The sequence below is a fragment of the Parvimonas parva genome, assembly GCF_045866535.1.
Taxonomy (GTDB): Bacteria; Bacillota; Clostridia; order Tissierellales; family Peptoniphilaceae; genus Parvimonas; species Parvimonas parva.
On sequence record NZ_AP038371.1, the window covers coordinates 1,153,972 to 1,166,506 of the forward strand.

At 34.1% G+C, this 12,535-nt stretch carries 7 protein-coding genes; all 7 read right to left on the bottom strand.

Annotated elements, in window-relative coordinates; translation table 11 throughout:
* Positions 1–178: 178 nt before the first annotated feature.
* Positions 179–3,499: a Cna B-type domain-containing protein gene (locus ACKTSI_RS05725; RefSeq protein ID WP_407862685.1), complete on the bottom strand. Its 3,321-nt coding sequence runs from the start codon at positions 3,497–3,499 to the stop codon at positions 179–181.
* Between the two features lie 567 nt (positions 3,500–4,066).
* Positions 4,067–4,699 carry an InlB B-repeat-containing protein gene (locus tag ACKTSI_RS05730; RefSeq protein ID WP_407862686.1) on the bottom strand — a complete coding sequence of 211 codons (633 nt, stop codon included), beginning with the start codon at positions 4,697–4,699 and terminating at the stop codon, positions 4,067–4,069.
* A gap of 65 nt (positions 4,700–4,764) precedes the next feature.
* A complete protein-coding gene (locus tag ACKTSI_RS05735) occupies positions 4,765–5,745 on the bottom strand; it encodes a DDE-type integrase/transposase/recombinase (protein ID WP_407862668.1) in 981 nt (326 codons plus the stop codon).
* Between the two features lie 34 nt (positions 5,746–5,779).
* Complete coding sequence (locus ACKTSI_RS05740) at positions 5,780–8,632, bottom strand: InlB B-repeat-containing protein (protein ID WP_407862687.1); 2,853 nt, start codon at positions 8,630–8,632, stop codon at positions 5,780–5,782.
* A 221-nt stretch (positions 8,633–8,853) separates the two neighbouring features.
* The gene (locus ACKTSI_RS05745) at positions 8,854–10,434 is read right to left on the bottom strand and encodes a potassium/proton antiporter (RefSeq protein ID WP_288981352.1); all 1,581 of its coding nucleotides are present in this window, start codon (positions 10,432–10,434) and stop codon (positions 8,854–8,856) included.
* A 3-nt stretch (positions 10,435–10,437) separates the two neighbouring features.
* Positions 10,438–10,704, bottom strand: a complete 267-nt coding sequence (locus ACKTSI_RS05750) for a hypothetical protein (protein WP_288981350.1) — start codon at positions 10,702–10,704, stop codon at positions 10,438–10,440.
* Between the two features lie 659 nt (positions 10,705–11,363).
* The gene (locus ACKTSI_RS05755; RefSeq protein ID WP_068474585.1) at positions 11,364–12,533 is read right to left on the bottom strand and encodes a M20 family metallopeptidase; all 1,170 of its coding nucleotides are present in this window, start codon (positions 12,531–12,533) and stop codon (positions 11,364–11,366) included.
* Between the last annotated feature and the right edge of the window lie 2 nt (positions 12,534–12,535).

Here is a 12,535-nt window from a genome sequence, read left to right on the forward strand (position 1 = left end):
GTTGAGGGAGGCCGTTTATACAGTCTCCCCCAAGAGAGTATGACAAAAAGTCTGTAAATAAGTATTAATAAAAACCACTAGTTCAACTAGTGGTATTTTACATATAGTCACCCCTCAGATTGTGTGTTTTATTTAATTTTAAAGTATGTTTATTTAACAGTTATTATTGTTTCTTATGCTACTTTGTATATTTTTTGCGTATATATCCAATAAGTAACGGCAAAGAACCTGATGTTAACATAAGCAACCCATATAAAGATAAATTCATTCCATTTCCTGTTTTTGGTAATTCTTTATTTGGTTTTTCAGGTGGTACATTTGGTGTTCTAACATTAGTTACTACATAACCGTCTTTAGCTGTTCCTGTAACAACACTTACATAACCATTTCCTACAGCTTTTTCTTTTACAGTATATTCTATTTTCTTTCCGTCTTTGTATTCGTCAAGGTCTGTGAAAGTTCCTGTCCAGTTATTATCTTTTGTTAATACAACTTTCTTTCCTGTTTCTTTTCCATCTGCAAACAGTTTAACAGTTACGCTTTCAGGTCTCTTTCCGTCTTGGTTATTTCCGTCTTTCCAAGCCTTTGTTACTTGTACTGATGTCTTTCCTGGTGTGTATGAGTTCTTAACATTATATCCTTCTACTTCTGTTGTATAACCTTCTACCTTTTCTTCTACGATTGTGTAGTTGATCAATTCCCCATTTTCATATTTGTCAAGATTTTCAAATTTCCATTTCCAGCCATCTTTTTCCGTAACTTTCTTTGTAGCTACTTTAGTTCCGTTCTTTAACAGATTGATTGTGATTTCTGTTGGTCTCTTTCCGTCTTGATTGTTTTTATCGTTCCAAGTCTTAGCACCTTCAACAGATACTTTTATCTTTTCAGGTTCTTTGGTATTTGTTATGACAAAGCCGTCCTTTGCATTGCCTGTTATCTCTGTTTTATAGCCCTCAACCTTTTCCTCAGATATAGTGTATTCAATCAGTTTGCCATTCTCATACTTGTCAAGATTTTCAAATTTCCATTTCCAACCATCTTTTTCCGTAACTTTCTTTGTAGCTACTTTAGTTCCGTTCTTTAACAGATTGATTGTGATTTCTGTTGGTCTCTTTCCGTCTTGATTGTTTTTATCGTTCCAAGTCTTAGCACCTTCAACGGATACTTTTATTTTTTCAGGTTCTTTGGTATTTGTTATGACAAAGCCGTCCTTTGCATTGCCTGTTATCTCTGTTTTATAGCCTCTAACTTCATCCTCTGCGATAGTATATTCTATTTTATTTCCGTTGTTTTCTGTTGGTAAATCCTTAAAAGTAGTTTCCCAGCCATTTTCAGCTGTTATAACTCGCTCTTCTACAATATACTCCTTATCGACAATTTTTGCTATCAACTTAACTTTTATGTTTTCAGGACGAGACTTTATATCATTATTTTCTTCTTTCCATTTCTTTTCTACGGAAATATTTGTTGTATCACCGTCAGTACCAATCTCAATTGTCCCATTACTGCCTATGCCGGCTCCTCGTGTGTTTGAAAAGTTTCCTGAAATAATCACCTTGGTAAGCGCTTTTGTCATTTCGTTTCCCGCTGACTCAGCATTCAAGGCAAGCAAAGTATACTTTTTACCTTCAGGAACACTCAAAACTCCCTCATGTTTATCATCAGGTAGAGGCGTACCTTCATGTGTAGTCCAGTTGAATGGCGCACCACCAAGCATACGCTTTGCAAGCTTATATTTAGCTTCTCCGCTGTGTGGTCCAAAGAATTTGTTTGAGTAAAGGAATAGTTCGTTTCCGATTGTTCCACTTTCGTTTCCATAAAGAGCTACGCCATCATTTATATATATCTTCGCTTTTGAAATCGGGCAAGAAGCAATCCCTGCACCTTGTCCATTTGATTTATTGTTACTTATCAATGCATTCTTTAGGTGTAGCTCGCCATTAGCACCGTAATATTCATGTCCTTGCCACTTCCATGGATTTGCGACACCGTTGACATAAATCCCTCCACCGCCAAAGGCATCTTCAGTCGCGCCACCACTTTCCATTTTGTTATTTGTAATTTCTCCAGCCGTGATATATGCCTTGCACTGTACGCCACTATGCAATCCTCCTTGGATGAATATGCCGCCGCCTGCTGATTTAGCTACATTTCCGTCAATCTTTCCACCTGTCATATTCAATATGCTGGTTTTTCCTGCTTGATTGGATCCTACGCTAATACCGCCACCAATCTCATTGGCAAAATTATTAAAAACCGCAGCCTTGCCTGACATATTTATAGTAGATCCCTCATATGCGAGTATTCCACCACCAGCCGAATAATATTGACTTACAGATGAATCACGCACTAGCTCAGACCTGTTATTTTGAACAGTTCCACCAGAAAAATTCATTGTGGAACTATATAAATAAATTCCTCCACCATATGTTGCTTGATTGTTTTCAACACTTCCACCAGTCATATTTACGGTTGCACTTGAAGCATTAACCGCGCCACCTCGTGTTGCAGTATCTTTGATAGCCATGATTTTGTTATTTCTTAATATAGCATTATTGCCAATATTCAGCTCTGATTTATCCTCAAGGCTTACAAGGGAATTTTCAATACCAATATTTTCGTCAGAATTTCCGTCAATCGTTATATCAGTTAAGGTTGCATTTTTACCAGCTTCCACCTTAAACAAATATTTGTTGAAGTCTTTTCCTCTGAGTATCTTTGCATTTGTTCCAGCTAGAGATATATCCCCCGCAATAGATGTTGTTCCAACTACGATAATTCTCTTTATTTTCTGATTGTTAGTAGCTATTTCCTTTGCCCGAGCAAAAGATTTGACAGCTCTGCCCAATTTCCCGTCTAAGCTATCATCGCCTGAAACACCATCTAAATATATATTTTTCCTTTCAGGATCAGCTTCGCTAATTTTAATTTCTTTTACATTAATCAATTTTACATCTTCGATTGAACCTTTATATGTTGCCTTTGGTGCAAGTCTTGGAATTTTCAGAATCATTTTTCCATCGGCTTTTTTAAGATATAAATCATAATGAAGTAGATATGGCTCCACTGGATTCCCGTCATCTTTATTATAATATTCTACTTCTATCTTGTTGTATGGAATCCTTATATCTTCAAAGGATATATTTCCATCCCAGTTGTAGCTCTCTGCCGTATATGTCATATTTTTTACAACTGTATTTGCTTCTCCCTCTATATGAAGCTCATGTTCAACAAGAAAATCTTTTAATGCCCATTCATCTTGGTCAAAAACCTTTTGTTCAGGGTCATGCATCCAATAACTTGTGTATGTTGCAAATATGCTATCAAAATCGGAAAAATCAGGACGAAACAATCTGAGGTTAAGACTGTATTCATTATCCTCAGAATTATTTTCACCTTGATTATCTGCAAATGTTGTATATCCTGAAAGCAGATGCCCTTCCTCTTTGGCATCTTCAGCACTTAGCGTTGAAGGTCCTAGAAAAACAGTAAAAATCATTAATAAAGCCATCAATGTAGATGTAATTTTTTTAAATTTCATTTTTTTATCCTTTCGTTTTAATATTATTTATATTCAAAAAAAATTGGCAAAAATACATAGCTATCCATCAGGTACATATTCTTGCCAAATATAAAAATCTAACCCAAAAAAGACAGAATTATAGTTCTGTCTGTCTGTCTGTCTGTCTGTCTGTCTGTCTGTCTGAAAATTGTGTACATATTTTTCATTGTGTGTCAACCTCTTTCATCTTTTTATACAAATATAGTATATCAAATAGCTTACTTTTATGAACATCAAGTAAAGTTCATATTTATATTAAAAAAAAATATAAATCGCACAAATATTTATTATTATAACACAACTGTTCTTAAAAGTAAACCTTCGAGGTCACATTTTTTTATTTTTTTTATTTCACGCCTTGATCCTAAATTGCAAGAATAAATTAGCCACATAAAAATAATTCTCTAGGCGTTTTGTAATAGTGCAAAAAACCGCTCCTATACTTTTGCATAAGAGCGGTTATTTTTGTTTTTGAATATATGGTTTGCTTTTGTTTAATAGATCTTATTTTTCTTTTCTAGAGATTCTATTTATAACTAGTGCACCGCATGCTGCGAATGAAAGTCCAAAAGCATAGAGAATATTCATTCCACTAACACCAGTCTTTGGTATTCTGTTATTTTTTGAGTTCAAACTTGAAGTTCCACGAGACTGTGTTCCATTTTTATCCTTTGAACCTGGTTCACTAGGGTTAACATCAGGAGTGCCCGGTTTTTTATTCTCTGATCCCGGTTCACTAGGGTTGACATCAGGAGTGCCCGGTTTTTTATCCTCTGATCCCGGTTCACTAGGGTTGACATCAGGAGTGCCCGGTTTTTTATCCTCTTCCCATACAGCTGTGAAAGTATGATCTTCAACTGCCGTATAGTCATCTCCTGGCTGATACTCTGAACCCTTCCAATACTTGAATTTGAATCCATCCTTTACAGGAGCTTCCATAATCGTAATTGTAGTTCCCTTTTTGACTTCTATTGTCTTATTTGCACTGTCATTATTCCAGTTACCACCATTAGGATTATATATGATTTTAATCATAATATCTTTCCAGATGGCTTTTACTTCTGTATCTTTTTCTATAGTGATTTCTGTTCCTGGTGCTACTTCTTTACCATCTACTTCCCATGTTTTGATGTACATTTGTAAATGATGTGAGACCAAAAATTATAAAAAAATATAACCTGTATGTTAGAATTAAAGGAGAATTAATTCTCCTTTAATTCTAATAATTCTTTACGTTTTTCAATAGGTGAGAGCCAATTTAAAGTTTGCATAGGTAATCTATTAGATTTATAGAGATATTTTTTCATTTGTACAATCAAATCTTCATAAGAATAAAAAGATAGATTACTATAAAATCTTTCATTGTCATTTCTATGACTTCTTTCAACCTTTCCATTGTGTCTAGGCGTTCTAGGTCTGATTAATTGATGTTTAATACCCAATTCGTTACATAGTTTGTCAAAAGGATGAACTCTTTTAGTATCTTTAAAATGTGTAAATTCAAAGCCATTATCGGTTTGAATAATTTCAGGAATATAACCAAAGTATTTAATAGCCATTTTAACAAAAGTAACAGTACTATAAGAAGATTGTTCCTTAAAAGGATAAATAAACCTTTCGCGAGTAGCTTCGTCAATAATCGTATATTGGTAGAATTTATCGGGATATTTACCAACATAACAAGAATTAGGAACATATTTAACATCAAGTTGCATTTTAACACCAATTTTAGTAGGAGTATGATAAGGTTTAGGAACATAGGGTTTGGAAGGCTGTTTAACGTCTTTAAAAAATCCAAGTTTTCTAAGAAACCTAAAAAGAGAGCAAGGGTGTCTAGTATAACCTTTATTTAGTTTAAGTTTAGCGTAAAGTTCAATCAAAGAAATATTAGGATTTCTTCTAATGAGATTTTTAATCCAATAAATTTCAGTATCGGTATGAGAATTAGGGTGTTTAGATAAAGGTCTATGAGATTTATCCTTAAGGGATTCAATAGAGCCATCAAATCTTTTATTCCAACGCATAAGAGAGGCTTTGGATATTTTATATCTTCTACAAACAAAGCTAACAGAATTGCCGTTTCTGTAAGTTTTAACAGCGTGGTATCTTGTTTGAAGTAAATGAGGGATATAACGTTGGTTGTGTTTTATATTTTCTTGATTTTGTGATATAATATTATTCATAAAAGAGAGTTCCTTTCTAGTTAATTTTTTTGTTTTAATAATTATACAGGATATTCTCTTTTTTTTGTACCCTTGGTCTCACATCAATTGTATCATAACATTTACCATCTACTTCCCATGTTTTGAATTCTTGGTTTTCTGATGGTGCTCCGAAAGTATTTTCTGGTAATTTGTATTTTTCACCTTTTTTAACGGTTGCAGAATCCATTGAACCTGTTCCATTATTTCCGTTGAATGTTACTTTGTATTTAATGTCTTTGTGTTCAATGTCTTTCCAGATGGCTTTTACTATTGTATCACCAGTAATTTTTATTTTTTCTCCTGGTTGTTTTAGATTTGTAGAGTCATCTCCAACTTGCCAACCAGAAAATTCTTTGCTAGCTGGTGGGGTAAATGTGTTAGATGCCGGTAATTCATACTCTGTATTTACTTTTTGAGTTACCTTGTCTTTCGTTCCACCACCAGTATTTGCATCAAAAGTTATATCATATGTCTTTGTTGCTGTAGCTGTAAAAACATTATTTGATTCAGTTATAATAAAGTTTTCTGTAACTGAGCCATTTTTGCCATTCCAAACTGGTTCTGTATATTTGTCTATAGCTTTTACTTTTGAATTTATTAAATTGTAATAGGTTTGATGCAAAGTTTGGTTTTCATAAGTTTTTAAATCCGTATTCGGTTTTACCTTATATTTTTGATAGCTTACAGGATTATCTTTATTTCCTTCAATTGCTCCAGAACTAGTATTATCAACTTTTGTTCCTTCGCCTAATTTGAACTCAACCACTAAAGCATCATCCGGAGTGTTTTTATTAAAAACTACATTTCCCCCTGGTGTTTCTTTTTTTGAAAACCATGTTACGTGTTCGCTAACGTATAGCTTTTGGTTTTCAACAACAAGTTCAGAATCGTCGTCAAATTTAACTTTAATTTTTCCTACAAAACCAGTTATATTATCAGCTTTATCTGTGTTTCTTTTTGCTTTACTTGCATCAGCTTGGAAATCTTCAAATGTTGCTCCGGCTAAAAGATTATTGACTTCATCTTTTTTTACATCGTCTTTAGCTTTTACGCCTTCTTTCCAATCAAGCTTATCCTTAACCCATTTTTTCATAACAACAGGGTCTAGGCCACCAAGGGCTCTAACTTTGTCAGCTTTTGTTTCTTTTTTTGTTTCTTCTACAGTTAAAGTTCCAAAATCTGATGTAAGTGGTGTTTTATCGTCATCCGCTACTCCACCCTTATCTGTTACTTTAGCTTTTACATCTGTTTTGCCTTTTACCTTATCTTTAGGAAGAGTAATAACGCCATTTACTACTGTTCCTTCGCCAACAATAGACCAAGTTCCATCATCAGCTTTTGTAGCTGTAGTTGTTTGATCTTTACCGTCTTTATCTGTATAAGAAACAGTAATAATATTCGCATCTGTATCTTTTTCGTTTGGAGTGATTGTGATGTTTTTCTTATCATCACTTAATGCAAGCGTTGGTGCGTCCGGTTTAATATTTTTTAGAAGGTCTTTGGCCGGAATTGTTATTGTTGGCTTAGCTCCTTCTTTTACCTTTAATGAACCATCTGCGTTTTTTTCCGGAACATAATGCCCATCACTGTCCCAACTACCTGCTACATCATTACCGCTAAATATTTTGGCATTGCCACTGTCATCAAATTGTATAACTGCCGGTACTTCATCCCAGTCTCCGGTTCCATTTGGTAATTTAGATGTGCCATCTGGTGCTTTATATGCTTCTTTAATAGCATTAATTATAGTTGTTTTATCCTCTGCTGTTAATTTTCTAGGGTCTTTAACTTCTGTCTTTTCAGGTATTACTGGTTTTACAGTAGTTGTAGAACAAGATACAAATTTATGGGGTTCTTTTACTGAAACACCAACTATTTGGTCGAGTTCTAAACTGTCCTTATTTTGTTCTTGTAAAGTATAGGAAAAAGTTCCATCTTTTTGTAAGGTTACTTCTACCGGTTTAGATGAGTTTTTATCAATTTTACATCCTTTGTCAGTACAAAAGTCTCCTGATTTCTCCTTTTTAACATTAATGATTAATTGTACTTTTATGCCGTCAAACGGTCCCGGTCCTGGCAGTTTTCCCTTAACGACATTATCTACAATTGTAATTTCATTAAGATCTGCTTTTCTTGAATATTCTGTAACCTGTTTAATTTTTAAATCTGTAGCTTCAACTTTCCCTGATGTCGAACCATCAGTATAAGTTACTTCATAATAAGCATGGTTAGTACCATCAATAGTAAACTTAACTGATTTCATATCACCAGCTACTGCAGTATTTGCATCTTTCAACATTTTAACAGCTTCTGCTTGTTCATCTTCATTAACTATGTTAGAACTTGTTTGCTCTATCCAAATTTCACCTGTAGGCATTTTAAGAGTAATTGTAGATGCCTTAGATGGTTTAGCATTTGCAGTTACCTCCGGTGATTTATTTTCACCTATTTGTTGATAAACAGTAACCGTATCACCTTTTTCAACTTTTTTTCCTTCAGGTAATTTTACTGACCATTTTGTTCCGCTTGTAGGTGTAACGGAAAGAGTGGCTTTTACTGTGCCGTTTTCACCCTTTAATGTTACATAGACTGTCGCTATTACAGTCTTTTTATTAACTTTAGCTTTAGCTAGATTGGCTCCTGAAATAGTCGTTGCACCGTATAATACAGGGTTAACGCTCGGTTTCTTAACATCAATCTGCGTACCCGCTTTTGTTGTACCAGAATTAGGCTGGGAGCTGTTTGCATTTACGATAGGTGTCAGTGGTGACAACATAATCATAAATGCAAGCAGCCCAGCTGAAATTTTCTTAGAGATATTAACATTTTCTCTGAATAAATTCATAAATTTTGCTTTTAAATTCATTTTTTTCCTTCCTTTCATATTTCTTTATATTAACTGCGTTATAAAAATTTTCTATTTTATCTTATAACTATGAATATTATACCACAGTTTCAGGCATTTGTTAAGCTTTTTTCATATTAGTTAATCTTTTTTGTGTTTTGAACACCTAGGATATACAATATCTAGCACATATAATAAATGACTCGTACATCTCCTCTTTGAAGATAGACACGAGTCATTTTCTATTTTATATTCTTCCCTTTAAACAGTAATATACGATCTTCCGTTTGAATCAGCGTACTACCTGTTGCTGGTATAATTTCATCATTACGATTAATTGAAATAATCAACTTATTTTTCGTAAGCTTCAAGTCACTGATATACTTATGATTCCATGCATGATGTTCTGTCACTGTAAATTCTATGAGATCTTGTCCGTTTGGATCAAAATACTCTTCACCGCTCCAAATAATAACATCATTTGGTTTTAGAACAAGACTTCCATTAGGAACTAATGGCTTATCATCACGAATTACCTTTGCAATAATTAGGTGCTTATCTAAAGAAATATCTTTTATCTGACGATGTGCGAGGATACCACCCTCATCTACTACTGATTTTACAAATGTAATATTCCCTTTTCCAACATAGTAATTAAATGTTCTTAATACTTCATTACGAGGATCAATCATATGTAACTTTTCTGTTACCCACTTCATAGAGGAGCCTTGTATAAGTGATGATAGTAAGCAGACACCAAATACAATATGGAAGATATCCACAGAACTTGTTTTATACTGATTTACTACCATAATTGCAAAGGCAATCGCAGCTGCTCCACGAAGTCCTCCCCAAGATACTAACCACTTTTGATTGCGCTTCAAATCAAATGGTAACATCAGTCCAAACACTACGATTGTTCTAACAATAAAGATGAGTACAATTGCAATGACAATCGCAAAGAATAAGTTCGTCAAGATATGTGTAGGTGTTGCAAGTAATCCCAAAATAAAGAACAACAGGATATTCATAATGTTAGATACACCATCAAAGAAGAATATCACCTCTTTCTTTGCGATAAAAACTTGATTTCCTAATATCAATCCAAGAATATATACCGTTAGATATCCATTACCATTCAACAGTTCACTAATCGAGAAAGATAATAGTACAACCGCAATGATAAAAACTGTAATAAATCCGGTCTTTTGAAGGTCTGTGTACTCCATAAATTTGCGAACAACATAGGCAACGATTACACCAATGAGAATACCCCAGAATATCTGAAAGAATAATATTGTACCGATAGAAATCTGTTCACCTTTGATTAATGCTAAGAAAATACAAGTTAGTGTAAACGCTATCGGGTCGTTTGATCCACTTTCAAGTTCTAAAAGAGATGCAGTATTGTATTTTAAATTTAGATTCTTTGAAGAAAGAATATTCGATACAGATGCGTAGTCCGTAGAGCCAATAATTGAACCAATTAAGAAACTCTCTATCCAGCCAAAGCGTAGAATAAAATGTATCAACGTTCCGGTCAGTAATGACGTAAATATTACTCCTAATGTTGATAGAATTAATGATTCAATTACGACAGTTCTTCCAGCTTTCCAGTTTGTGCCAAAGCCACCATAGAAGATGATAATTAATAATGCAATCTTCGAGAAGTTTTCCGCAAATTGGTAATCGTTAAAGTTAAAACCAATTAGACTGCTTACAATACCCAAAGACAAGAACAACATCAAAGAAGGAATCCCTGACTTCTTCGCTATCTGAACCGCAATCAGAGCAGCCAGTAATATGACTGATATATAAAACATACGCTATCCACCTCCTATTGTTGTCATTCTATCAAGATTTAGTATATCTTTCAAAACAAAGATATATGTGCATTCATGTTTAGATATACCCAAAATTACAGCATATCTCCTAAGCTTCCATATATTTTCATTTTGATTCCCTAAATATAAATTCCATACTCTTGAAAATTTTTTTGGATCTTGATTTTTCCTATTACGGATAATATCGCAAATTATATGTTCTATATCATAAACATTAGCAGTATTTCCCATCATTATTTCTACATGCATTATACCTATTTGATACTAAAGAATCCTTCTTTATCTGATAAACGCTGACTTTCTTTTTAAACTGTTTTTGTAAAAAATATAGTTCATCAAAATCATTATAAGTTAGATCAAAATATATTCCACGCGATACTATCTCAAGTTGTCCTTTACGAATCATATCCGTGAGATACCATGAATCAATATTATGACTTTATATTTTTCAAACTGTAATGATCCCATTATTTTGTTTAATAATATTCATCGAGTCAGTATTCATATATATCTTCTTTCTGCACATTATTATATAATTGAAACCAAACAAAAAGAAGTAATGATTTTATTAGATTTATAGGATTCAAATACTGCATTTGCTACACCATCATCTTATTTCAAGCCTTTTCTCCATATTTAATTGTGTACTTTTGACAATAGTGCTATAGTCTTGACATGGCTTGAGTGGTCAGTATGAATAAAGTTTCATATTTCTCAAAAGCCTCGTATGTGGGAAGCTATCAATCAATAAACATTTTATAATTTATTATATTATTCCGAAGCAAAGAAAAAACAGCCCATAAAAGAGCTGTTTGTGTCATTCACTGACATCCAAAAGTTGGACCAAGAAATCCAACCTTTGTAGGTCAGCGCAAAGTGGTCAAATCTTAAGGCCTTTTTAATTCAAATCAGTTGTTATTTAGCCAGTTGACAACGGCTGTAAGCATTAGTCCCAGCCCAATTGGCATCATATTCTCGTCAAAATTCACTCCGGGATTATGGTGGCTAAAGTTGTTGCCTGGCAATTTGCAGTTTACAGAGAAATAGGCGGTTGGAACTTTTTCAGCCACAAGAGCCATATCTTCGCTTGCCATTATTTTTGTGTCCGGAATGAATTCGCCATCAAAATCACTATTTTTTATATAGTCCACAATTTCTCTTGTGAATTCAGGGTCTGAATAAAGGCTTGGAACTCCGGTGAAGAAGTCAAGATTGATTTCAGCTTTTGTTGAAATCTTTAATCCTTCAATAATTTCCAGCATTCTTGATTTTAATTTATTTCTAACCTCCGGATTATATGCACGAAGTGTTCCTTGCATTTCTGCAAGATCCGGAATAATATTTGAGTTTGAACCGGCACTTAGCATTCCAAAGGTCAATGTGCTCGTTTCTTGAGGTGGACATTCGCGGGCGATTAGCTCTAAGAAATTTGTGTAAATATTGACAGCTACATATATCGGATCAATTGTAGTGTGAGGATATGCGCCATGGCCGCCTTTACCTTTAATTGTAATTTTAAAGTTATCTGAGCTTGTAGCAAAATAGCCTTCATTGTAACAAATTGAACCTGTTTCTCTATCAAGAGCTGTGTGAAGTGCAAGAGCCCTATCCACCTGAGGATTTTCTAATATTCCGTTCTCAATCATCATTTTAGATCCTGCAAAAATTTCTTCAGCCGGTTGGAACATAATTTTCACTGTACCTTTGAAATTTGCCTTTTCTTTTAATAGAACTTTTGCAGCAGTTAGGGCAATAGAAGAGTGGAGATCGTGGCCACAAGTGTGGGCAGTATTTCCAGTTGAAGCAAAAGGCAAACCACTTTCTTCATTCATTGGAAGGGCATCCATGTCTGCCCTAATCATAATGCATTTTCCTTCACCTTTTTCACCTTGAATAATGGTAGATAAACCGGATGTACCATATTCTTTTACTTCAAGGCCAAGTCCTTCGAGCTCACCCTTTATATATGCCTTTGTTTTTGGTAAATCCAGTCCAACTTCCGGAATTTGGTGCAAGGCTCTTCTTTTTTCAATTAGCTCGTCTTTGTATTCTAAAGCTTCTTTAAAATAATTAGTCATAA